We start from the raw sequence: 24715 nt of genomic DNA, 5'->3' as shown, positions 1-24715 counted from the left end.
TGCGTTCCAAAGATAGGTTTTGCGAAAAACGCCTCAAAAAAACCTGACCGCATAAACGATCAGGTTTCATTGCTTATTTCGATTTTACTGTTCTGCCTTCTGTTTCGCAAGCCATTCTGCCAGGTGATTGATGTCATCATCTGTCAGCCCTTGAGCAATGGCGTTGTCGTACTGAGCAGGCATACTGTTATATCCTTCTTTGATAATCGTCAGGATTTCTTCCTGGCTGTGTTTGTCGCCCACACCCCGAAGCGAAGGTCCTCCTGCTCCCTTCATATCAGCCGCATGACATCCGATACATCCGGCCTTTTTGAAGGTTTCCATTGCAGGGTCATCCTTCTCAACGATCGCCACTTCTTCTTTTTGACCTGCCGCATTGGAGGTAGGCAGACCCTGCGCGTGTTTCTCACGCGCTTCTTCTTCACGCTGAATATGTTCCGGCTTCTGGCCGCTTGCTTCCAACTCATGCGAGTAGTGTGTCCATGCAACATTGGTCAGGTAGAAAACGGCCATCACCGATAGAATCATAAGTGATGATGCAATCGGACGTTTGTAGAAACGCCGCTCCTTGCCTGTATCGAGAAAAGGAGCGAGTAATAAAGCGCCGAAAGCAACTCCACTGACTCCAAGTACCCCGAGCAGGACATAATCACCTGAGGCATATGGGTATTTCAAATACTGATACAGAAAAAGGAAGTACCAGTCTGGCATCGGGATAACCGATGCACTTGGATTGGCCGGATAGCCCAATGGTGCAGGTTCCGAAATCGTTAATACTAGAATACCAACCAGTACAACAACACCAACCATCCATTCCTTCAGCAAGAAGTTAGGAATAAAAGCCTCTGATTTGCCGGGATACGCCGTGTAATCCGGTGGAGTTATAAACCCCGCGCCTTTACGGACGCGTGAGTCCCCGACGAAGATAATCTTTTCCTGGTCATCTGACTTGTGTCCGTGAGCCATGTCGATTCCTCCCTTCTCAGATTATAGTGGTCCCGAAATGCCCTGTCTGCGGATCATAATAAAGTGACCGACCAGAAGCACCAGAAGCACAGCCGGAAGGAAGAAGACGTGCAGGGCAAAGAACCGTGTTAACGTCTGCGCACCTACAATAGTTCCGCCTTGCAGGAATTCCTTAATGATCGGCCCCAGCCAAGGAACCGTATTCGCAATCTCTAGAGTAACCTTGGTTGCAAAGTATGCTTTGTTATCCCAAGGCAACAGGTACCCGGTAAGCCCGAGACCCAGCATGACAAAAAAGATCAGCATGCCGACAACCCAGTTCATCTCACGTGGTGCTTTGTAAGAGCCGGTAAAGAATACACGCATCGTATGTAAGAACATCATAACGATAACCAAACTGGCTCCCCAATGGTGCATCCCGCGTACAATTTGGCCGAAGGCTACTTTGGTCTGCAAATACTCGACACTGGCGTAAGCATTAATAATATCAGGCACATAATACATGGTCAGGAACATCCCTGACAAAATTTGAATAACAGTGATAAAGAACGTCAATCCACCAAAGCAGTACACGAATGCGGAAAAGTGATGAGCCGGGTTTACGTGCTCTGGAACTTCATGATCCGCAACGTCCCTCCAAATTGGCGTGATATCGAGACGCTCGTCAATCCAGTCATAGACATTTTTAAACATCTGCGTTCACGCCTCCTATTTGACTCGGGTGTTCGGAACAATGTCGCCCAGATAAACCCAACCCTGATCTTCCTTAACCACATACTCATCCAGCGGCTTCGGGGCTACGGCAAGATTCTTGCCTTCTTTGGTATAATGCGCACCATGGCACGGACAATGATATTCGTCGGGATACTGCTTATCACTGTTCCAACCTACGGTACATCCCAAATGTTTACAAATGGGTGAAAGCGCATAGATTTTGCCCTGTTCATCTTTCCTGATCCAGGCGATTAACGAAGCATTGCTCAAATACCAACCGTCTTGCTGTTTCACTTCAAACGTAAATTCTTGAGGTTCATTCGTAATTTTGCTGATTTCCGCTACTTTGACAGAGGTGCCTTCTCCCTTGTGCTGCAAAATCGGGTCCACCGCAAAACGGACCATGGGAAGTATTGCACCGGCGGCCATGTAGGCTGTAGCTCCACCAAGCGTGTACGTCAAAAACTGCCTGCGTGACATTTCCATGCGGCTTGGCAATTTCATCGAAGCTTCGTGCTGGTCATGCTCACTGCTCATACTGTCTCCAACCCCCTTTTTCAGCCAACTCTCTTAATCGTTTTCATTATCAGAAATTCCACGACTTACTAGAACATACATAATCATATAGTAGCCCTAGAACACCGTCAAGAATTTGTCACACATTTTTAAGGTTCATTTGTAAGCGTTATTAAAAAAGTGTTGGTAAATTGTCACATTTGTCACAGGTAGGTCATCTTTTCCATAACTCACGGATTTTTTCCCCGACAAAACGCGAAATCCCTTCGTCTCCAACCTCTTGAATTAAAACAGAACGACTTAATACCAAATCTGCAGAAGTAATTTGGGTCTGTTCCATCACACCATCAGATGACATTATAACCACATATTTGAAACCGGAAGATTTGAGTTGTTCGGATAAGGTATTTAATGCCATTGACATATCCGGACACGCATAATGGAATGCAGGGTAAGTCATGATACGCCCTTTAAACGGAATCTCCACTAGATCCAAAAAATCTCTAAGCCGCTCCAACGCTTCAGTTGCTTCAACTGGAGACTGCTTGCCCGTTAGGGCTGTATATGGAATAAGGCATGTATCCAGATAGAGTTGCAGTTCCGCCCAGCTGTCTTGAGTCATCTCACTGAATTTCAATTCCCTAATTCCCCTCTCTATCCATTTTATTCCCATATTATATATGAGCTTATATTATAAATCCAGAGATTGATACTTTTTCCGTGCAGGAATGGTCGTGAACGCAAAAAAGAAATGCGTGTTTCACGCATTTCCTGTGTTATATATTTATTTTTACATGCTCATCAGTTTATGGCCTTCAGTTCATCCGTCAGATTCCGGAAAGCTACTTCGTCTCCGGTAGCCAATGCATTATCGATTTCCATATACAGCTTCTCGCTGCGCTGTTTACGAAGCGCGTCGTCCCACACCATCTCAGCAGCCAGCCCCAACATGACTTCATACGTAACTTTCATTTTATCCAATAGGATGCACCTCCAAAACGGATTTAAGAGCTCCTATACTCCTTTCCTTTGGCAACATAACCTAGTGTAGTTCTCGACATCCGCTCAAGATCTGCATCAGTCAACTCACGTATCACTTTGGCTGGTGTGCCCAAAGCAAGGGTATAGGGCGGAATTTTAGTATTTTCAGTAACAACAGAACCGGCCCCGATCAGCGTATATTCACCAATTTCGGCTCCATTGAGAAGGATAGCGCCCATACCAATCAGCGAACCTGTTCCGATACGACATCCATGGATAATCGCAGAATGCCCTACCGATACATCGTCGTCCAAAATCAAAGGTTGATCCGTGTTGACGTGTCCAACAGCATTATCCTGTATATTACAGCGCCGTCCAATCACAATGGGTGCCAGATCGGCGCGCAGCACAGCATTGAACCAGATCGTAGATTCTTCACCCATTGTCAGATCACCTATTAGTTTGGCGCCTTCAGCCATATATACCGAAGGGTGTAACTGTGGTTGCATACCTTTGTATGGAATTATCATAAGTATCACTCCTTAATTTGGGAGTGATTTTAGCAACTTGTCCTTCACTTGTCAAACATAACGGGGGTAATATCCCCGGATAGCGAGCGACAGGATGACGCAAGGCGTGAACCCCATGCTGTCATTTGTACTGTTCGCCCATCTGCATGCTCTCCAATACGAAGCATGCCTAGATGCAGCATCATTTTGAGTATCCTGTTGTCATAAATCGTCTCTGCAGTGTCATAATAGAACGGCTGGATGTAGGGACCAATCTGTCGGAACAAAGACTCTGCTGTGGACCAGCTAGCTGCACATTCCCCTGTCCAGTACACAATGGAGGACAGATTGGGAATAGCACCTTTATAAAGTCTTAACCAAAACCGAAATAGCTGTATCATCTCAGCTGTTTTCTCTGCCCCCAGCTTGTCTTCACCGGAAGGTGACAATTTCAGCGTGCCCTGCTCCTCGCGGACCAGACGATGATGAAAAGCGTAGTCATAGATGAACGCAAATCGGTCGGGGTAGTCTTTGAACGAACGACCATAACCAAATCTCCATCCTGCCTTACTCACCAGCGCCTCACTCACATGCAAATGCTCCATGATCTGCTGCTGAGAACGACGATACATCATGCCTTCTGCGTTTAGTGCTATTTCATGCTGCTGGACAAATTGTAGAAACAGTTTCAGATCATCTGCGAGTAGATGGTATTCATCCCGGTAAACGGGCGGCTCGCTCGTCTGTGCAATGCCGGCTTTCAGGTGAGTGGATAACACATCCCGAAACCTCAATTGCAAATCCTGGGGTACCTGATACAGATACCTGGTCTGTTGAGTTGTGCCATTGAACAACCATCCACTCTTCGTGAAGCGTACGATAAGATCACGTGGACTGGCTCCAGCCTCGCTATCTTTTTTATCCATCGATTGACGAGCAATGGCGACAAGTTCCTCCATACCGAAGTATTGACGGGCATCAAACAGCAAGTTGTTCAAAAATCGCAGATCTACCTGGTTTAGTTCACGAACCTGCTGCTCAAAAAAAGGTCTGCTGCCCAATGTAGTGAGAATACTCTGGATGAGTTCATGTTTGGAATTGGGCTTACACTCGCACTGGTAATAGTCTGCTATTCGATTAAGCTGGCCGATATCGGCAAAAGTAAGCATATCCGCTAGATTCATGGGTCCATCGCCTCGCCCTTGACTACTTTTTGGCTGTTGATTCGGGGCCTGGAGTAGTTTGGTTTTGTAAATATCGTTGACGGAATTCCCATGATCTAAACCTCTTTTTTGCAAATCTTTTATGTTTTAACCATACTATGCCCGAAGTTGCCTGCTCAGAAGAAGAATGAGAGGTTCAAAATCATATAGAATGACAGTTATAAATTGCTATAACGCAAAAAAACAACCTGAGTAATTACTCAGGTTGTTTTGCCAGATCCAATGAAAGGTGTCGTGTACAGTTGTAAAGCAATGGTCTCCAATCTTCACGTTCCTTCTCCAGGATCGTAAGCGACAGGTTTCCAATTCGTTCCGTATAGCGGTCTTTATACAAAGCTGATAGCATATTGGCTAAAAAAGCGCCATGGGAGACAATCAGCACATTTTGGTCCTGATGAGCCTCCCATAAATCCTCCAGAAAGCCCAATGCACGTGTCTGAATATCAGCAATCTGTTCCTGTCCCAAATCAAGCGTCTCCCAGGAAGCGCCCCAGCGAGCAACACGCTCTTCGGACGTCAGACCTTCAATCTGACCAAAGGCACGCTCCTTCAAGCGTGCATCTGGCTCCAGCAAAGGAACATTCAATAGCCCGGAGATAATCTCTCCCGTCTTCTGAGCCCTAGACAGCCCGCTCGTAATGATGTGGTCCCAGCGATACTCTTCGGTAAGCAAACGTCTACCCAGACGCTCAGCTTGCTCACGACCTTCTGCATTCAGAGGTATGTCTGTCTGTCCCTGAATACGTCCTGCCGCATTCCAGTCGGTTAGACCGTGACGAATAAGCCCGATCCGCATCTCATCCCTCATTTCTCTATACGGTGAACGAAAGCCTTACCTAAGCACGTGCACCTTGTTTGCGTTTGTTCGTTGTACGATGCATCCGTCCAAGAGAGAACAGAGCCATACCTATTGCAAGCAGCGACAACGCCATCCAGTACTGAGGATACGCTGGGCCCATGCTCACAACGAAGGGCTCAATAATACTGCCTCTGTCCGCTCCCGTCATGTTGTACTTGTACAATCCGGAGGAAGAAGGCTCACTGCCCGCTACTCCTGTCTCCAAAATGCCCGTAGAGACCACGTTGGTCTGCTCAGCTTCTGATACGTCTGGCTTAAACATCGCCATGTACAGAAAGCTGCATAAAAAAATTGCCAGGAACGCAGCAATCCACAAAGACATATGCTTGCGGATTACAGCAGAGAAACGATTAACCTTTGCCTCTTCCGGCAGTAGCCATGGAGACTCCGCATAGATCCGGTCCATAACATTACGGTTCACTTTCTCTGCTTGTTGTTCTGTCACTGGGACCGGTATGCTGTGCATCAGAATTTGAGCTTCTTCCCACACCTCAAATTGCTGCGAGCAATCTTCACAACCAGCGAGATGAGCATGAAATGCAATTCGCTGAGGATGAGCTTCCGGCAAGTCCCAGACCAGTGCAAACAGTTCCTGGGCTTCATTGCAATTCATCTGTTCTTCATCCCTTCATATGGCTCGTAGACCGGTTCGAAGAAATAAGGTTCCAATTGAGTTTTTACGCTTGACCTTGCTCTGAACAATAACGATTTTACAGAACTGACGCTCTGCCCAAGAATATTTGCAATCTCCTGGTAATCTAGTTGATCATACTCTCGGAGTATAATGGCAGAACGCTGCTTCTCCGGTAAATTGTTAATTGCATCCCTAACCAGCATCACCCGCTCACTGCGCAATACAGCATGCTCTGGCGCATTCTCAGAAGGAGCAACAGGTACAATACCGCTCTCTTCAAGTGGAACACTCCCACTACGCTGTTTGCGAAGCTCACTCAGTACCGTATTTCTCGCAATGGTATATAACCAGGTTGAGAATGAGGCATCCACCTCTCGGAATGAGTGCAGACTGCGGAACGCCTTATAGAAAGTCTCAGAACAGAGATCTTCCGCAAGCAGCTCCATATTAGAACTTTTCAACATATGATATACGAAAGCCAGTATTTTACGCTGATAACGACTCATCAGCTCGGAATATAACTCCAGGTTACCTTCCTTGATCTCTCGAATCAACTGGGAATCCGTCATTTGAGTGCGACCCCTCCTCGCCCATCCATGTGCTTCTCCCCGTTCGACTCTATCCATGTATTACCGAACAGGCACAAAAAAGTTGCGGTTTTCACCGCATAAAACAGCGTTCAGCGCCAAAACAGGCCTTCCCGCCAAATTCCCCTATGTAATGGCAATTTCCCCAACGTTTCTACATTAACAGTATTTATTGTACAACGGTCTGCATCGTCCTGGCAAATCCATGGCTTTCATTGAAGCCCGACCAGTCATTATTATGCGGCCGTTTTCTCGTCCATGACTTCAATTTTATCCCTTTTGTGAAGCCACTCTTATATTGGACGAACGAAGGCCTCAAAAAGTTTGTGTGAATAAAGAATTAATTCAAAATTTCAGTTCCAAATGAAGATCTATTCCACTTTGATGCAAGGATTATATTTCCTTAATTTACGAATGTTATAATTAATTCAAACAATTTTACTCAAAGTGTTGACAAAATGAAAACGGATACATATAATAAAAGTACAGTATGGTTTCTCTCCACTCCTATCCAATAACTGTATTGCTCCACGTGAGCAATGGCCGCTTATGTAAGCGGTCTTTTTTTTGTCCTTTTTTAGAACATGTCCTGTAACAGTTAGTTTTCAACACAAAGAAAGAGGGCTTTCGCCCCCTTCTAAAAACCTAAATCCACACTTGATACCCTAGGGAATCCAGCAACGTTTTGGCCCGTTCCATCTCTTCTTCTTGCCGGAACGACAAACGCATAATGCCCGGTACATCGACCCGGTTCTCAATAATCTCCATGTTGCTTAAGTTAATATCATTCGCCCCAAGCTCGGTGGCAATCTTGCCGATCATCCCCGGTGCATCCTGTACATCCGTATACAGATCAAACAACGACGAGATCATACCTTTCCGTCGTTCTGGCAGCACACTGCGGAACTCGCGTGCCTGACGAAACGCCTCCTCAATGCCCTCACCATTTTGTTGCTCCAGCATTTCGGTGAAAGCCGTCATCTGGCCGTTCCAGTCCTTCAGCAAGCCCAGCAGCACCTCACGGTTGCTCAGCAGAATATCTCTCCATACAATGGCATCACTGGAGGCAATCCGAGTAATATCCCGGAAACCGCCTGCAGCCAGCATTTTATACAAAGGATTCGATTCATTATATTCGCGCACCTGGTTCACCAGCGCAACTGCAATAACATGTGGCAAGTGACTGATCGCCCCCACAATGTCATCGTGCAGCAGCGGCTCTACACGTACAATCTGGGCACGTGTATACGCAAGAAGATCAGATAACCTGTCATAAGCTTCCTCAGGTACATATTCTGAAGGGGTCAAGACATAGTATGCATTCTCGAATAATACTGCCGAGGCTGCATCTACACCTGCACGCTCAGATCCGGCCATCGGATGCCCGCCGATAAAGTATGCGTCACTCATGCGGACATGCTCAGCACAGGCTGCGATGGACGCCTTTGTGCTTCCTACATCCGTAATAATACATCCCTTTTTCAAGGGAAGCTTGGCCAATTGTCCAAAATAGGATTCGAGCAGCCCAACAGGTACGCACAAAAAAATAAAGTCGGCATCCTGTACCGCTTCCTCCAGAGAGAGCGTAGCATCATCCACTACACCACTCGCTATGTACTTGTCCTTCAGTTCAGGCAGGTGGGCATAGCCCATCACCGTTACACCAGGCTTGCCTTTGAAGCAAAGCGCCAATGAACCGCCGATGAGCCCTACACCGATCATTGCAATTTTTAGTTTCATGGGTCCTCACTCTTTTCATCGCCAGATTTAAGGGCGTGCTACCGCCTTCTCAGCCAGCGTGTTCTCCAGTGCCGTGACAAACGCACGGTTCTGTTCTGATGTTCCTACGGACACACGAATGTATGTTGGATATACATGGAATCCAGGACGAACAATAATGCCTTGTTTCAATAGCGACTGAAATGCCGTTGCAGAAGGCATCTCCAGATCAACCATGATGAAGTTACCCTGCGAAGGGAAAAACGGCAGTTCTAACCGTGTGAACTCATTTTGCAAATACGCTCGTTCTACTGCATTACGCTCCGCACATTCTTGGACAAAAGCCTGATCCTCAAGTGCAGCTTTCGCCGCAGCCTGACCGAATCGTGAAGTATTAAACGGCTCACGCACGCGGTTGATCAGATCGATCACTTCCGGGCGTGCAATACCGTATCCAATACGCAATGAAGCCAGGCCGTAGATTTTGGAGAATGTCCGCAAAATGACCAAGTTAGGATAACGCTCAATCATAGAGACACTTTGTGGATACGCCTCATCCGTTACGAATTCATAATAGGCTTCATCCAGCACAACCATGACGTGAGAAGGTACACGATCCATAAATGCCGTCAATTCCTGCTCAGAGATAATTGTACCCGTTGGATTATTGGGGTTACATACCCAAACTGCTTTGGTCTTATCATTGATTTGTGCCAGCATGGAAGTCAGGTCATGAGTTCCATCTTTAAGTGGCACTTCAATGCTGACAGCACCCTCGATGTCAGCGTTACTTTTATATACAGAGAACGTCTGGTCAGCCATGATGTTCTCGTCTCCCGGGAGGAAGAATGCACGAGTGATCAACGCAATGATTTCATCCGATCCACAACCAAAGATCAGATTATCCCGTTCTACCCCCAGATGCTTCGCCAGCACTTCAGTCAGTTCCGTGGAACTGCCATCCGGATATATGCTTACATTGACCAGCTCTCTGGTGATCGCTTCAAGCGCAGCAGGCGAACTTCCATATGGATTTTCGTTGGAGGCCAGCTTGATCACTTGCTCCAAACCCAGTTCACGTTTCACTTCTTCAATCGGTTTGCCCGGTTTATATACAGGCAAATTGACAATCTGGGACTTCGGTTTCAACCCGACCGCCTCCTGTTATTGAAATAGTTATGGACATGCCTCAGCCTGTGCTGAGCATGCCCCGGGGATGTAACATCATTTAATCCCTATCCTTTTAATTGTGCCACAAAGTTGCGAATTTGCAACAGTCCCGCCTGACGCGTATCCGGGTTTCCAAGAAGAGGTATAGCTTCTTCCACCTGACGAACGATAGCACTACCAACAACAACACCATCACAGATGCGGGAGAAACGAGCTACCTGCTCGTGACTGGAAATGCCGAAGCCAACAGCGACAGGAATATCTGTCAGGCTCTTTACAGTTTCAATGAAGCTCTCTACCCCATCGAAAAAGGAAGCTCTCTCTCCCGTGACACCCAGAGAAGAGACACAATAGATGAAACCACGTGCTCCCGTGACAATACGCTCGATTCTCGCGTTGGACGTAGGGGCTACAAGCGGAACCAAATGCACACCTGCAGCATCCGCACGGCGTCGCATATCCTCGGCTTCCTCAATCGGAAGATCCGGGATGATCATGCCGCTGATCTCATGTTTGACCAACTCGTCAAAAAATACATCCAATCCCGTCTGTAATACTGGATTATAGTAGGTGAACAGGACAAAAGGCATTTTCACACCCTTCGCACGCGCTCTTGCTGCTGTCTCCATACAAGTCCGAATCGTGATCTGACTTTTCAATGCACGCTCGGAAGCTCGCTGGATTACCGGTCCATCTGCGAGCGGATCAGAATAGGGAACACCGAGTTCCAAAATGTCTGCCCCCGCCTGTTCCAATTCCTTAATGATTTCCACCGTGGTGTCCACATCTGGATCTCCAACCGTAAGGAATGGAATAAGTGCTGTCCGGTTCTGTTCTTTCAATTGTTGGAAGGTCTGGTCCATCAGGTTCATGCCAAGTCCCCTCCTGTGTATTTCATAATGGATTCAACGTCTTTGTCACCACGACCGGAAAGACAGATCACAACGATATCATCAGCGCTGAGTTCAGGCGCAAGCTTGACAACCTGCGCAACAGCATGGGCTGACTCCAAAGCAGGAATAATGCCTTCTGTTCGGCTCAGCAACTGCAAGGCATCCAATGCCTCCTGGTCCGTAATCGGAACATATTTTGCACGTTTAATATCTTTAAGATAGGAATGCTCGGGACCAACACCCGGATAATCAAGTCCCGCTGAAATGGAATGGGCTGGCTGAACCTGTCCATATTCATCTTGCAGTAAATAACTCATCGAACCCTGGAATACACCGTGTGTCCCTTTGCTCATCGTAGCCGCATGGAACTCGGTGTCCACCCCTTTACCTGCTGCTTCAACTCCAACAAGCTTCACATCCTGATCGCCAATAAACGGATAGAACATACCGATTGCATTACTTCCGCCGCCTACAGCTGCAACAATCACATCTGGCAACCGTCCTTCAATCTCCTGAATCTGGCGCCGTGTCTCATCACCGATCACTCGCTGGAAGTTACGTACCATCATTGGATACGGATGAGGACCGACTACCGATCCAAGCACGTAGAAGGTATCTTCCACATTACTAACCCAGTAGCGGAGCGCCTCGTTTCCTGCATCTTTCAATGTGCGCGTGCCAGATGTCACCGGAATGACTTCCGCCCCAAGCAGCTTCATCCGAAATACGTTCAACTGTTGCCGTTGCGTATCTTCTTCACCCATAAACACTTTACATTCAAGCCCCAGCAATGCAGCAACTGTTGCGGTGGCAACGCCATGCTGTCCTGCACCTGTTTCGGCGATGACTTTCTTTTTTCCCATCCGTTTAGCCAGCAATCCCTGTCCAATAGCGTTATTGATCTTGTGCGCTCCCGTATGGTTCAGGTCTTCACGTTTCAGATAAATTTTGGGTCCACCCAAGCGGCGGGATAATTGCTCTGCATGGTATAAAGGTGTTTCCCGGCCAGAATACTCGCTTAACAGGTAGTTCAGTTCCTTGTTGAATTCCTCGTCTTCAGAGAAGTGGCTATACGCTTCCTCCAGTTCGATCAGAGCGTTCATTAGTGTCTCAGGTACAAAGCGGCCTCCGAAGGGACCGAAACGCCCGTGTTGATCCGGCAATTGATGTGTCATGCCTGCTTCACCCTTTCTACAAATGCTGTAATTTTCGCAATATCCTTCACACCTTCGGACTCTACGCCGCTGGATACATCGACGCCGTCCGGTGCATATGTCTGTATCAGTTGTTGCACATTATCCGGCTGTAAACCTCCTGCCACGAACAACGCGATTCCATGTTTTCTTGCCCACTCGGCGTAGAAAGGAATTCGTTCCCAGGCAAAGGTTTTACCGGAGCCCCCTCCATAGAGCGGGTCAAACGTATCGAGCAATATGGCGTCCACCACATTTTTATATGGATCAAGTGCCAATAAGGCAGTATCGTCAGCTAATGAACCTGTTTCATCCTTGGGAAAAGAGAAAGCCTTGAACACTTCGGTACCGAAGTGCTGCTTCACCTGTTCACAAAATTCCGGCGATTCCTGTCCATGCAGCTGAATGACATCCAGGCCTGAAATCTGCATGATGCTTTCCAGCTCTTCGAGCGTAGGATTCACGAAAACACCCGCCAGCTTCGGCCGATCAAACATCGTCCAGTCCAAGAGAACCGTTCTTAGCTCGGCACCCTGTTCGGGCGTAATACGGCGACGGGATGGGGCAAAAACAACACCAACGTAATCCACAGGCAAGTTTATCATCGATTTTAGCACTTCAACGTCCTGAAGTCCACATATTTTTACAGCCGCTGCCGGCCGGGTTCGCAGATCCACGTCTCTGCTGTTTGTGCCGTCATGATTGAATGCATTCATGCTTTTGGTCCCATCAGTTCATATACCGCTGCCTCAACATCGTCCTTACGCATCAGATGCTCCCCAACAAGGATACCATGCACACCTGCCTCAATAAGAGATTCCAGTGGCTGAGGGCCGTCAATTCCACTTTCACTGATTAATGTGACACCATCCGGAATCAAGTTCATCAAATCCAACGTGGTGTTGAGACTGGTTTCGAACGTTTTCAGATTGCGGTTGTTGATGCCCACAAGTGTTGCCTGCGGTATATCGAGTACTTGCTCCAGTTCAGCACGATCATGGACTTCAATTAATGCATCCAGGCCCAGACTTTTGGCAAACGTCAGATATTGACGCATCTGTTCGGGTGTCAGAATACTCGCAATCAGCAAAACGGCATCCGCGCCAAGCAGCCTTGCCTCGGCAATCTGTCGTTCATCTATAATAAAATCTTTGCGCAGTAGCGGTATGTTCACAGCTTCATGAATGGCCTGCAAGTATTCGCTATTTCCCTGGAAATAAGAAACGTCGGTCAATACGGATATACAATCCGCTCCAGCCCGTTCGTATGCGGAAGCAATTTCTACTGGATGAAAATCAGGACGAATCAGTCCTTTGGACGGAGAAGCCTTCTTCACTTCGGCAATGAGACCCAGTTTACGGTTACGTCTCTCTGATAGAGCACGTTCGAATCCACGAGTATTGGGTAATGCCTCTATCTTTTTCAGCGCATCGTCCATCTGAAATGTTTGTGCCAGAACTTCAACTTCTTTATGTTTGGTTGCTACGATTCGATCAAGATACATGACTGTACGCCTCCGTTGTATGAATTAACTGTTCCAGCTTCCCGGCAGCCTTGCCGGAGTCTACAGCGTCTGTCGCCATCAACACACCTTCTGCAATGGTATTTGCTAGACCGGATACATAGATGCACGCCCCGGCATTCAACAGAACGACATCGCGGTATGCGCTCCGTTCTCCCTGGAAGATCCTTTTAATAATTTCGGCGTTCTGAGCCGCATCTCCTCCAAGAACCGATTCCAGCGGATGTAACGATAATCCCATATCACGTGGATCAATGTCATACGTATGCACTTCACCATTACGCAGTTCGGATACCTGGGTTGGTGCGGAGATGCTGATTTCATCCAGTCCATCATGACTCGCTACAACCAAAGCTCTTTTCAGCCCCAGTCGATTCAGCACTTCAGCGATCATTGGTGTCCGGCTGCGGTCATATAAACCAAGCAATTGACGATCCGCTCCCGCAGGATTGGTTAGAGGTCCGAGCATGTTAAAGATCGTACGCACACCCAGCTCTTTTCTTGGCGCAGCAGCATGTTTCATAGAAGGATGGTACACCTGAGCAAAACAAAAACAGATTCCGATCTCATCGAGACATTGTCTCGCCTGCTCTCCGTCCAGATGAATATTCACGCCCAATGCTTCAAGTACATCCGCACTGCCCGCCTTGCCTGAGGCAGAGCGATTACCATGCTTCGCCACCCGGACAGAGACTGCTGAAGCAATGATCGCCGATGCTGTTGAAATGTTGAACTTATGAATACCTGAACCACCTGTTCCACAGGTGTCCAGCAGTCCATTGCCGTCGGTCAGAATCCGTCCGCCTTGTCCACGCATGGCTTCGGCAAACCCCGTGATTTCATCTACCGTTTCTCCCTTCATCCGCAAGCCCATAAGCAAACCTCCGATTTGAGCCGGAGTGGCCTCACCTCTCATGATGGAGTACATCAAGTTGCGCGCTTCCGCCTGCTCCAGATGGCAGCCCTCCAAAATTTTGGCAAGGCCATTCTTCATTCCTTCCGCATGACTAACTTTAGTTACAAATCGCTCTGATTCTTCATTCATGACTGGGTTCATATTCATTTCCGGTCTCTCCTCTCTCAGTTTTGTGCAGCCGTGGCTGGGGTAACAAAATAATCGGCGTTGGCAAGTTTCAAGGTGTGATCCTTCTCTTTGGCAGGAAACATCGCTTCTGCTGTACGAATCGCCTTCAGCAACGCTTTGGCTTTATTTACGGTTTCTTCATATTCATTCTCAGGCACCGAATCCCATACGATTCCGGCTCCAGCCTGCACATAAGCTTTTCCCTTTTTGAAAATAATCGTTCGGATTGTAATACAGGAGTCCATATTGCCCGAGAAACCAAGATAACCGATAGCACCTGCATAAGCACCCCGTGCTTCTTTTTCCAGTTCCGCGATGATCTCCATCGCACGTAGCTTCGGCGCACCGGATACCGTACCCGCTGGCATACACGAAAGAAATGCATCAAAGAAATCCTTGTCTTCTCTTAGCTCACCTGTAACGTTGGACACCATGTGCATGACGTGGGAATATCGTTCAATTTCCATGAACATGTCACATTTCACACTTCCGAAGTTAGACACACGTCCCAGATCATTACGTCCCAGATCAACAAGCATCAGATGTTCTGCACGTTCCTTCTCATCCTGCAGCAGATCTGCCGCCAATGCACGATCTTCTGCTTCCGTAGCTCCTCTTGGACGAGTACCCGCAATCGGCCGTGTCTCTACACGGTTTCCATCCACTTTTACCAACGCTTCCGGTGAAGTCCCCACAATAATTTCATCGTCCATCTTCAGATAATACATGTAGGGTGATGGATTCAACGTTCGAAGCACGCGATATACATGCAGCGGAGATACTTCCGTATCAATGTGAAAACGTTGGGATAATACCACTTGAAAAATATCTCCTGCCCGAATGTACTCTTTGGCCTGCTCTACATTCCCGATAAACTGTTCCTTCGTGAGATTGGATCGAATATCCCCCAGTTCCACGTCTCCTGGGATGGAACGCGGGTTCAAGTTCTCCCCTGGTCCTTGTTGCTGCAAGCGTTCAGCCGCCTGTTCCAGCTTTTCAGAAGTTAAAGCATAAGCTTGACGGATATCATCATCCGTTGCACCGTCCTTCACGTGCACATTGCCCACAAGCAGCATCTGCTGCTTCACATGGTCAAACACGATAATCTGGTCGCAGAACATGAAGCGAATATCATCCATTTTCAGATCATCCAGCGCGTGGGCCGGAAGCTTCTCATAATATTGCAGCAGATCGTATCCAAAGAAACCAATGGCCCCACCTGTAAATGGTGGCAGTTCATCATCCTTCGGACTGCGATACTTACGCAGCAGAGCTTTGAGTTCTTCAATCGGCTTGCCTGGCAGTTCTCGAATCTGGCCCGCTTCTTCTACCACGATCCGGCCTTTTTTGGCGGAGATCATCAGGAACGGATCTGTACCGATGAAGGAATATCTCGCCCATTGAATTCCACCCTCCACACTTTCCAGCAGAAATGCCCGGTCGTTGTCAGCATAACGGCGGAAAATCCGAATCGGGGTCTCCATGTCTGCCAGAATCCGTTTGACTACCGGAATCAGATTATATTCATTCGACATTTTCAGTACTTGATTAACGTTTGGCGTTATCATCAGATCACGTCCTTTCAGATTTATATAAGTTCAACTAAAGAGGTTTACACTGAGCACTCCGATGACAGAACAACCTTCCGATCGCTGTTATCCCCAGATTTTTTGATTCCCTTTCCAAAGGGAAAATCCGGTGATAAAGGCGAACGCTCCGCTTCTTCAGGTTATTTCTGTCCTCTCCGTTTTTGTGTAAAAAGTTTAGTTGAACCTATATGGGTAGAAGAAACAATTCAATATACAACAAAAAAACCTCTACCATCAGGTAGAGGTTTGGTTATAAGCTGTTTCAACAGGTTGGTGCTTCATAAATAACAAGTCCCTATACATGCATCCTTACCGAATTATCACACAGGCTGTTGTATGGATGTAATACAAATCCATCAAATAAAAAGGAAATGTACCGGCATACACTGATTCTCACCCATAGCACTCATTCTTTCATGAAATGCAAGAGGATATCGGTCGTGTTATACCTAAACAAAACGATGTCGCTAGACACGTTTGCATTCCTTCACCCTGTTTCTAATAATTCCGTAGCTCGACGTACCGCGAATCAGTTGACCGGCTTCTGTTACTCCGGTTACCACCCGCTGGACTCTGCTATATACTCCACTCATCTCAGCTGCTCTCAGCTCAATCTCTACTCTACTCAACTGGTTCTCACTATACATCATTCAGAATGATTTGACAACCACTCTAATCTTACGAATTGGAAGGTGCAGCCAAATCGGGACGCAGAGACTGTGCACCGTTAAGATACACATGGTTGATTTCATTCTGACCTTTTGCAGTGTTAACATGTACCATAAAACGGATGCACTGTGGCAAGGCACCTGCAACCGGAACTTCCAGCGCACACATCAAAGGTACAAGCTCCCAGCCATCCAACTGGCGAATTGCCTTTGCTGGGAAAGCTGCATCCAGATCTCCAGTCATCGTAATCCACACACTGCAAATATCTTCGGGTTGAATCTCGTTACGATCCACGATTTCCTGCAATAGTACAGCCGTTTCTTTCAAAATATGTTCTTCGTTATTATGCGTGACCGTAGTAGCCCCGCGAATTCCCCGAGTAACCATCACTTTTAATCTCCCTTCTTAAGCATTTCAATGACGTCGCGTACTGCCGATACCGGTACATCCTTCACAATTCTGGCAGCGCCGATCCGGTCAGGAATAATGAAGACCATATGGCCCTCACGGAACTTTTTGTCGTGCATCATTGCATCCATTAATGCATCCGTATCCAAATGTTTTGGCATCGTCACCGGCAGGCGCAATGAACGCAACATGCGAACCGTATCGTCATAGAGTCCTGCTGGGGCTCCCAACTTTTCGCCGAGCAATGCCGAGCCCGCCATACCAATCGAGATGGCTTCACCATGCAGAAATTCGCCGTAACCGGCAATCGCTTCAATGGCATGACCAATCGTATGACCCAGGTTTAACAATGCACGTTCTCCATTTTCACGTTCGTCACGCGATACAATCTCTGCCTTGATACCACAGCCTCGTTCCAAGCCATATCCCAAAGCCTCCGGATCAAGGGCAAGCAGTTCATCCGCATGCTCCTCACACCAGTATGCAAAAGCTTCGTCCCGAATCAGTCCGTGCTTCAGCATCTCTGATAAACCAGCAGAGACATCGCGTGGCGGCAAGGTTTGAAGAGTATCCACATCATAGAGCACCAGCTCTGGCTGATGGAATGCACCGATCATATTTTTAGCCAGCGGATGATTGACAGCTACTTTACCGCCAACACTGCTGTCATGCGCCAGGATCGTCGTAGGCACCTGTACAAACTTGATTCCACGCATATATGTAGCAGCAACAAAACCAGCCAGATCCCCTACTACACCGCCGCCTAAAGCAACAATAGCCGAACTGCGATCCAGTTTGCCTTCGATGGCGACCGTCATCATATCCTGATATACCGAAAGGGATTTCGATGTTTCACCAGATGGAACAACTGCGGAGACGACTGTAAAACCAGCCGTACTCAGCGTTTGTTCCAGATTGGACAAGTATTTGGGTGCGACATGATCATCAGTAATAATGAGTAAGGGGCTTTTTTTGATTAAGCCATATTGCTCAAAATATTGAGGCGCTTGAGCCAACAGGCCGCTGCCAATCAGGATTGGATATGAACGCTCCTCCAACTGAACTGTCAGCTGGCGCATCTTAGTAATTCTCCAGTTGGTTATTGTAGTTGGTAAAGTTCGCGCGGATTTCCTCCATGGAGTCTCCGCCAAATTTCTCAAGGAAAGCTTTTGCAATTTCCCAGGCTACCACATGCTCCATTACTACACTAGCTGCAGGAACAGCACATGCATCAGAACGCTCAACCTGAGCTGTAAATGCTTCTTTTGTATCGATATCCACACTTTGAAGCGGTTTGTACAACGTAGGAATAGGTTTCATAACCCCACGTACCACTACTGGCATACCGTTAGTCATTCCGCCCTCGAATCCGCCCAAACGGTTGGTAGCTCGGTGGTAACCACGCTCTTCACTATGCACGATTTCATCATGCACCTGAGAACCACGAATCGTTCCGGCTTCGAACCCGATACCAATTTCCACACCTTTGAATGCGTTAATGGACATCACGCCCTGAGCAATCCTTGCATCCAGTTTGCGGTCATACTGTACATGGCTACCAAGACCCACAGGCACACCTTCAACGATGCATTCCACGATTCCACCGATGGAGTCGCCTTCCTGCTTGATCTGGTCGATGTAAGCTTCCATCTTCTTCTCGGTTTCTGCATCGGTTACACGTACGGAAGAAGCTTCTGTCACTTTGATCAGTTCATCAATCGGCAGATCTTGATAAGGAGCCTCGATTTCTCCGATACGCAACACACGTCCAGCTACTTTGATTCCGAATTCAGCAAGGAATTGACGTGAAATAGCACCACATGCTACACGCACCGTTGTCTCACGCGCACTGGAACGCTCCAGCACATTACGCAAATCTTTTAGGTTATATTTGAGCCCGCCATTCAAATCAGCATGTCCCGGACGTGGACGATGCACGCGACGTTTCTCTTCGTCACTGCCTTCAATCGGCTCAATATTCATAATATTCTGCCAGTGTTTCCAGTCATTATTTTGAACAACCAACGCTACAGGAGCACCTGTTGTATATCCGTGACGAATACCACCAACGAAATTGGCCTGATCCTTCTCAATTTGCATGCGACGTCCACGGCCATATCCCTTTTGGCGGCGGTGAAGCTGAAAATTCAGCTCTTCAAAGTCAATATTCAGATTGCTTGGCAATCCTTCAATAATTGCGGTTAATTGGGGTCCGTGCGTCTCCCCTGCGGTTAAATAGCGTAAACTCATAATACGTTCCCCCTTTAAACTGTTAAACTTCACATTGCTAAAATCCCATAATTTCTTTGCTTATTATAGTATAGCTGACCGGCTTTGACAAGAAAGTCGGTCGTTTCTTGTCCTAAATTGGATTGGACTCGAATGGTGATTGATTAAGATTCTGACGTGTCTGAGAAATATCCATTCATCCATTATGCAAATAACCGCCTGGACACATATACATGTGCACGCCAGACGGTTATGAAATAATTGAAATTATTTTTTGCGATAAAAGAATGTTTCCGCTGTCTCCAGACCATATTGTCCTGGGGAAAAAATCTGTTCCGTACTGCCCACGAACAAAATACCACCTGGACGCAAACTTGTTGCAAACTTGTGATACAACAGGTTTTTGGCTTCCTCGGTAAAATAGATCATGACATTGCGGCACACAATCAGATCATATCCTTCGTCAAAACGATCCAGTAACAGATTCTGCTTCATGAACTTGACTGAACTTTTCAGTTGTTCATCAATACGGTACACCAAGCCATCCTGCTTGAAGTATCGATTTGCTGTTTCCTTCGGTACATCTTTGAGCGAGCGTTCCATATAACGCCCTTCCTTGGCTTTAGCGAGAGCTCCTTCGTCCAAGTCACTTGCCGTAATGGAGCTTCCCTTAAGAATGCCCATCGTGTCCAAAATCATCGCCAAAGTGTAAGGTTCTTCGCCTGTGGAACAAGCGGCACTCCACACTTTAACGCCACGCTTCGGACCCAGCAACTCAGGCAGGATTTCATCCCGCAGTACTTCCCAGCGATTGGGGTTACGCCAAAATTCCGAGACGTTAATGGTCATGCGATCCAGAAACTCATAAAACAGAGACTTGTCCTTCTGCATGGCATCAAAAAAGATAGAAAACGTATGAAATCCGTTTTTGTTACGAAGTGTGGTCAGCCTTCTTTTCATCTGGCCTTCCTTGTATTGAGCAAGATCAATGCCTGTGCTCTCTTTGATTTTCCGAATAAATCCGGTGTAATCCGGGTCTAGTAGTTGTTCCTGCTCCAGCATCGTATCACCCTTCTGGCTAAAAAATTACAACCAGGCTGCGATGCTCTTGTCGTACGTTACCAGCTCATCCGGAGTAAAGAAGTTCGCTGCTTCACGAGTGGCGCTTTCCGGTGAATCCGCCCCATGAATCAGATTATGCGGTGTGTGGCTGGCGAAATCTCCGCGAATTGTACCCGGAGCCGCTTCCTTCACATTGGTTTTCCCGATTACGATGCGCGCAAGCGCCACGATGTCGTCACCTTCCCAGACCATAGCAAATACAGGTCCAGATGTGATAAAACGAACCAGATCATCGAAGAACGGTTTCCCCTCATGTTCAGCATAATGGCGCTTGGCCTGATCTTCAGACATCTGCACCAGCTTGCCTGCCACCAACTTAAATCCTTTGTCTTCCAGACGGCTAACGATACGCCCTATCAAACCACGCTGCACACCATCCGGCTTCACCATCAAAAATGTACGATCCATAGGCTCACTCCTCACTCACGGTTCAAAGTTATTTCATTATGTAAACGCAATCCCTTTGATTGTAACATACATGTCCAAATCCTCCCAATGAGGAATATCACATGAATGTTATTTTTTGAGTGAGACAGCTACACGAGGAACTGCATTCATGAAAAGATGCCCGTCCATAGCAGTCTAATGTTCAAACATATTAATGCGTACGTTTGACCACAAAATGAGCGATATCACGCAAGTTTTTGGTGGTCTTGATGTTAGGCAGTTGATCCAGAGCATCGAGCGCTTTCTTCATATATCGGTCAGCCAGGGCTTCTGCTTTAGCAATTCCTTGACTTTGGCGAATCATTCCAATTGCATCGGATGCACTCGCCCGTCCCTCCTCGTGCTGAACGCGGGCTATCTCCTTCAGCAAAGGTTCACGCAAATTAGGTTCCTGCAATGCATACAGTACAGGCAGCGTAATATTCCCCTGCTTCATATCACTGCCTGGAGGCTTGCCCAGTTGCTTTTCGGTGCCAACCAGATCAAGTACATCGTCTTGAATCTGGAACGCCATACCCACGTTGTAACCGTAGGTGTACAGCAACGAAGATACATGTTCCGGCGCACGAGTAGCAAGCGCCCCCAGCTGGCAGCTGACAGCAATAAGAAGCGCCGTTTTGCGACGAATTCGCAAAAGATAGTTACGTACACTTTGTCCCGTATTGAAAAAGTCCCGAATTTGCTCCATTTCACCAATGGACATCTGCACCATCGCTTTGGCCAGAATACGGTGTATCGCCGGATCTGACAGGCCCGCAGTCATCTCAAGCGCCTTGCCGTAAATGTAATCTCCGGTGTACATGGCAATCCGATTATCCCATTTGGACTTCACCGTTGGTTTACCTCTCCGTGTCGCCGCATTATCAATAACATCATCGTGAACCAGAGAAGCCGAATGAATCAGTTCCAACGGAACCGCTACCAGCTTCAGACGTTCAATGTCGTATGTACCAAATTTCCCACCGAGTAACACAAATACCGGACGCAAACGCTTACCCCCTGCCTTAAGCAGGTGAAGTGACGTTTCACTTAGCAGTTTCTGTTCTCCCTGAACACTGCGATACAGCTCTTTTTCAATGTAGTCCATGTCTTTTTTTAACAACCCGAAAATATCCAATAGTTTCATTCGTTCACCCGTGTCAGCGTATTGTCAGTCCATAAATCCATGCTTACCTTCCCCTCCAGCAAGTCGGGCCTGCAGGCATAACGAAAAACCAGGGCTTGCCTTTCCTGCTTGTGTTCTTCTGAGACGTACTAATCTTCTTCGAATGTCAAGGCCGACATCCGGGAATTAAACTCTGCGACTTGTTCTGAAACATAAGTACAGAAGTTGCCGGAGCATGGGTCAAGGCTGTGGTTCCATTCAAACATCACCATCAGCGCTCACCAATACCCCGGGATTGGGGGACAGCAAATTGCCCCTGCAATTCGGTCAGCAGATTCAAAATTGCAGGAAGCTCAGAAGCTATCCCCGTTCATCCGGTTCTCCCCATCTGGTAAACAGTTGATGCGGGATGCGCAGACTATCGAGCACTTTACCCACTAGAAACAGAATCAACTCGTCCATCGTTTGGGGTTTGTAATAAAAAGCAGGCATGGCCGGTATCATGCGGACACCAAGCCGTGAGAGCTTCAGCATGTTTTCCAGATGAATTGCATGCAGTGGCGTCTCACGTGGCACCAGAATCAGCGTTCTTCCCTCTTTCATCATGACATCAGCAGCCCGTGACATCAGATTGTCCGATGACCCTTGTGCAATGGATGAAAGAGTACCCATGGAGCATGGCATTATAATCATGCCTTCTGCCAGGAAAGAACCACTCGCGATGGAGGCACCAATATCACTAACGGGATGATAGATTAGGGAACCCGCACGACCGCCAAATTTTTCTTCCAGCACACGGTCCCGATTCGTAACATCCCAGTCCATTTCTTCTTTTAATACACGCCACCCGGCATTCGAGATCACCAGATGCACAGTGTATTCCAGATCAAGCAGCGTTTCAATTAATCTGATGCCATATATACTTCCACTGGCCCCGGTAATTCCGACAACAAATCGTTTATTGTCCGGCTGCTGCATCTTTATTTCACCGCCAAATCAATCAGGGTAAACGTAAATACCACTAAACTCAGCACACTGTTCATCGTAAAGAATGCTGTTTGTACACGGCTCATGTCATTTGGCGATACAATATAGTGTTCATAGAAGAGGATACCATAAGTTATCAGCATTCCGGCTCCATACCACCAGCTCAGATCGGTCAACAATAACAAAGCAAGAAAACCGATTGCTGTAATCACGTGGAAGAACTTTGCGATCTGCAATGATTTGTTAAGACCAAAACGGGAAGGTATGGAATGAAGGCCCTCGCCCTGATCAAAATCCAGATCCTGACATGCATAGATGATATCGAACCCTGCAGTCCAGAACACAATCGTAACGTACAGCACAATCGCTGTCCAATCCATCGTACCCGTTACTGCTACCCAACCCCCAAGTGGAGCCAGACCAATGGTCATACCGAGCACTAAGTGGCACAACCAGGTGAAACGTTTGGTATATGAATACAAAACCAGCATAAATACAGCTATCGGCAACAGCTGCATGGATAACACGTTAAGGTTGGATGAGGCCCAGAACAAGAGCACAAATGATACTATGATAAAAATAACGACCTCACCGTTTTTCAACAAACCGGCCGGAATTGCTCTCATCGCGGTACGTGGATTTTTCTTGTCTATGGCCTGGTCAATCATGCGGTTCAAGCCAAAAGCAGCACTTCTTGCACCAATCATAGCCAGTAATACCCACATAATCTGCATCCAGGTCGGGAATGTATCATTCACTACCATGGAACCGAGGATGGCTCCCATAAATGCAAAAGGTAAAGCGAAAAGCGTGTGTTCAATTTTGATCATTTCTAAAAAGATGCGAATTTTCCTAAACATGCTGATTCTCCTTGGTTCCAATATGCAGTGCCGCGACGCCTCCGGTTAGAGGGTAGGCCTGCACTTGCTGCAATCCAGTTTCAGCGAAAATGTCGGCCAGTTCCTTCCTTCCTGGAAAAAGTGCAAGTGAGTCGGGCAGCCATTTATACTGCTCATAACGTTTGGCAAACAATTTGGCAAGATTGGGTAATACTTGTTCAAAATAAAAATAATAAATCCCTTTAAACGGCTGCCATGTCGGCTTGGACAATTCCAGACACACCACCATGCCACCCGGTTTCACTACACGCTTCATCTCCGACAGAACCTGTCTAAGATCCGGTACATTGCGCAGTCCAAATCCAATCGTTACATAATCGAATGAATTGTCTTCAAAGGGAAGTGACATTGCATTGCCCTGTACCAACGTAATTTGTTTTTGCCGATTTACAGCGTCAACTTTGGTTTGTCCAACCTCCAACATGTTGCTGCTGAAATCCAGTCCATGCATGTGACCTGTTTCACTTGCTTCAGCCATCGCAAGCGTCCAATCACATGTGCCGCAGCACAAATCAAGACCGGTATCGCCTTTGGACATATTCATTTTCTTCATGGTAAATTTGCGCCAAGCCTTGTGTCTGCGGAAACTCAGGATATCATTCATGACGTCATATTTACCGGCTATACTCTGAAAAACAGAATGGACAAATTCTTCTTTAGGTTTGGTCTCTCCGCTCCCCATTCGTCTGT

Annotated in this window: 28 protein-coding genes; all 28 read right to left on the bottom strand. The window is 47.2% G+C overall.

Annotation, left to right across the window (positions count from 1 at the left end):
• Positions 1–84: 84 nt before the first annotated feature.
• Complete coding sequence (locus gpAD87_RS06195) at positions 85–966, bottom strand: menaquinol-cytochrome c reductase cytochrome b/c subunit (RefSeq protein WP_063566787.1); 882 nt, start codon at positions 964–966, stop codon at positions 85–87.
• A gap of 21 nt (positions 967–987) precedes the next feature.
• Positions 988–1659 (bottom strand): menaquinol-cytochrome c reductase cytochrome b subunit, encoded by a 672-nt coding sequence (gene qcrB / locus gpAD87_RS06190; RefSeq protein ID WP_017687726.1) that lies wholly within the window; start codon positions 1657–1659, stop codon positions 988–990.
• Between the two features lie 15 nt (positions 1660–1674).
• Positions 1675–2217: a QcrA and Rieske domain-containing protein gene (locus gpAD87_RS06185; protein WP_063566786.1), complete on the bottom strand. Its 543-nt coding sequence runs from the start codon at positions 2215–2217 to the stop codon at positions 1675–1677.
• Positions 2218–2410: 193 nt separating this feature from the next.
• Positions 2411–2833: a DUF2487 family protein gene (locus gpAD87_RS06180; RefSeq protein ID WP_064636868.1), complete on the bottom strand. Its 423-nt coding sequence runs from the start codon at positions 2831–2833 to the stop codon at positions 2411–2413.
• Positions 2834–2997: 164 nt separating this feature from the next.
• Positions 2998–3177, bottom strand: coding sequence for an IDEAL domain-containing protein (locus gpAD87_RS06175; RefSeq protein ID WP_063566784.1), 180 nt, complete (start codon positions 3175–3177; stop codon positions 2998–3000).
• A gap of 23 nt (positions 3178–3200) precedes the next feature.
• Positions 3201–3707, bottom strand: a complete 507-nt coding sequence (locus gpAD87_RS06170) for a gamma carbonic anhydrase family protein (RefSeq protein ID WP_063566783.1) — start codon at positions 3705–3707, stop codon at positions 3201–3203.
• A 44-nt stretch (positions 3708–3751) separates the two neighbouring features.
• The gene (locus tag gpAD87_RS06165) at positions 3752–4870 is read right to left on the bottom strand and encodes a hypothetical protein (RefSeq protein WP_064636866.1); all 1119 of its coding nucleotides are present in this window, start codon (positions 4868–4870) and stop codon (positions 3752–3754) included.
• A 235-nt stretch (positions 4871–5105) separates the two neighbouring features.
• Positions 5106–5705 carry a histidine phosphatase family protein gene (locus gpAD87_RS06160; protein WP_064636864.1) on the bottom strand — a complete coding sequence of 200 codons (600 nt, stop codon included), beginning with the start codon at positions 5703–5705 and terminating at the stop codon, positions 5106–5108.
• Positions 5706–5745: 40 nt separating this feature from the next.
• Positions 5746–6381, bottom strand: coding sequence for an anti-sigma factor family protein (locus tag gpAD87_RS06155; protein WP_063566780.1), 636 nt, complete (start codon positions 6379–6381; stop codon positions 5746–5748).
• The gene (locus gpAD87_RS06150) at positions 6378–6971 is read right to left on the bottom strand and encodes an RNA polymerase sigma factor (protein ID WP_053780698.1); all 594 of its coding nucleotides are present in this window, start codon (positions 6969–6971) and stop codon (positions 6378–6380) included. The genes gpAD87_RS06155 and gpAD87_RS06150 overlap by 4 nt, the downstream gene beginning before the upstream one ends.
• 663 nt (positions 6972–7634) lie before the next feature.
• The gene (locus gpAD87_RS06145) at positions 7635–8729 is read right to left on the bottom strand and encodes a prephenate dehydrogenase (protein WP_063566779.1); all 1095 of its coding nucleotides are present in this window, start codon (positions 8727–8729) and stop codon (positions 7635–7637) included.
• Positions 8730–8756: 27 nt separating this feature from the next.
• Positions 8757–9857 (bottom strand): histidinol-phosphate transaminase, encoded by a 1101-nt coding sequence (hisC, locus tag gpAD87_RS06140; RefSeq protein ID WP_063566778.1) that lies wholly within the window; start codon positions 9855–9857, stop codon positions 8757–8759.
• Between the two features lie 86 nt (positions 9858–9943).
• Positions 9944–10750 carry a tryptophan synthase subunit alpha gene (gene trpA / locus gpAD87_RS06135; RefSeq protein ID WP_064636863.1) on the bottom strand — a complete coding sequence of 269 codons (807 nt, stop codon included), beginning with the start codon at positions 10748–10750 and terminating at the stop codon, positions 9944–9946.
• Entirely contained in the window at positions 10747–11946 is a 1200-nt protein-coding gene (gene trpB, locus gpAD87_RS06130; RefSeq protein WP_063566776.1) for a tryptophan synthase subunit beta, read from the bottom strand. The genes trpA and trpB overlap by 4 nt, the downstream gene beginning before the upstream one ends.
• Positions 11943–12680 carry a phosphoribosylanthranilate isomerase gene (locus gpAD87_RS06125; RefSeq protein WP_072733417.1) on the bottom strand — a complete coding sequence of 246 codons (738 nt, stop codon included), beginning with the start codon at positions 12678–12680 and terminating at the stop codon, positions 11943–11945. The genes trpB and gpAD87_RS06125 overlap by 4 nt, the downstream gene beginning before the upstream one ends.
• Complete coding sequence (trpC, locus tag gpAD87_RS06120; RefSeq protein ID WP_063566775.1) at positions 12677–13468, bottom strand: indole-3-glycerol phosphate synthase TrpC; 792 nt, start codon at positions 13466–13468, stop codon at positions 12677–12679. Before trpC ends, gpAD87_RS06125 begins: the two co-directional genes overlap by 4 nt.
• Positions 13458–14480: an anthranilate phosphoribosyltransferase gene (gene trpD, locus gpAD87_RS06115; protein ID WP_442950730.1), complete on the bottom strand. Its 1023-nt coding sequence runs from the start codon at positions 14478–14480 to the stop codon at positions 13458–13460. Before trpD ends, trpC begins: the two co-directional genes overlap by 11 nt.
• 86 nt (positions 14481–14566) lie before the next feature.
• Positions 14567–16138: an anthranilate synthase component I gene (gene trpE / locus gpAD87_RS06110; RefSeq protein ID WP_064636856.1), complete on the bottom strand. Its 1572-nt coding sequence runs from the start codon at positions 16136–16138 to the stop codon at positions 14567–14569.
• A 488-nt stretch (positions 16139–16626) separates the two neighbouring features.
• A complete protein-coding gene (locus gpAD87_RS32475) occupies positions 16627–16809 on the bottom strand; it encodes a hypothetical protein (RefSeq protein WP_231952452.1) in 183 nt (60 codons plus the stop codon).
• Positions 16810–16837: 28 nt separating this feature from the next.
• Positions 16838–17215 carry a chorismate mutase gene (gene aroH / locus gpAD87_RS06105; protein WP_063566773.1) on the bottom strand — a complete coding sequence of 126 codons (378 nt, stop codon included), beginning with the start codon at positions 17213–17215 and terminating at the stop codon, positions 16838–16840.
• A 5-nt stretch (positions 17216–17220) separates the two neighbouring features.
• Positions 17221–18315 carry a 3-dehydroquinate synthase gene (aroB, locus tag gpAD87_RS06100; protein WP_064636854.1) on the bottom strand — a complete coding sequence of 365 codons (1095 nt, stop codon included), beginning with the start codon at positions 18313–18315 and terminating at the stop codon, positions 17221–17223.
• Between the two features lies 1 nt (position 18316).
• Entirely contained in the window at positions 18317–19486 is a 1170-nt protein-coding gene (gene aroC / locus gpAD87_RS06095; RefSeq protein WP_064636852.1) for a chorismate synthase, read from the bottom strand.
• Positions 19487–19732: 246 nt separating this feature from the next.
• Positions 19733–20527, bottom strand: a complete 795-nt coding sequence (locus tag gpAD87_RS06090) for a CheR family methyltransferase (RefSeq protein WP_064636850.1) — start codon at positions 20525–20527, stop codon at positions 19733–19735.
• Positions 20528–20551: 24 nt separating this feature from the next.
• A complete protein-coding gene (ndk, locus tag gpAD87_RS06085) occupies positions 20552–20995 on the bottom strand; it encodes a nucleoside-diphosphate kinase (RefSeq protein WP_063566769.1) in 444 nt (147 codons plus the stop codon).
• Between the two features lie 190 nt (positions 20996–21185).
• The gene (locus gpAD87_RS06080) at positions 21186–22160 is read right to left on the bottom strand and encodes a polyprenyl synthetase family protein (protein WP_063566768.1); all 975 of its coding nucleotides are present in this window, start codon (positions 22158–22160) and stop codon (positions 21186–21188) included.
• 339 nt (positions 22161–22499) lie between these two features.
• A complete protein-coding gene (locus gpAD87_RS06075; protein WP_064636849.1) occupies positions 22500–23117 on the bottom strand; it encodes a UbiX family flavin prenyltransferase in 618 nt (205 codons plus the stop codon).
• A 2-nt stretch (positions 23118–23119) separates the two neighbouring features.
• On the bottom strand, positions 23120–23986 hold the full coding sequence (locus gpAD87_RS06070) for a UbiA-like polyprenyltransferase (protein WP_064636848.1): 867 nt from the start codon (positions 23984–23986) through the stop codon (positions 23120–23122).
• Positions 23979–24707, bottom strand: a complete 729-nt coding sequence (locus gpAD87_RS06065; RefSeq protein ID WP_053780684.1) for a demethylmenaquinone methyltransferase — start codon at positions 24705–24707, stop codon at positions 23979–23981. Before gpAD87_RS06065 ends, gpAD87_RS06070 begins: the two co-directional genes overlap by 8 nt.
• Between the last annotated feature and the right edge of the window lie 8 nt (positions 24708–24715).

The sequence above is a fragment of the Paenibacillus sp. AD87 genome (assembly GCF_001659845.1).
Taxonomy (GTDB): domain Bacteria; phylum Bacillota; class Bacilli; order Paenibacillales; family Paenibacillaceae; genus Paenibacillus; species Paenibacillus marchantiae.
Note: the sequence above shows the minus strand (reverse complement) of the source record. Positions and strands in the feature narration are given on the sequence as shown.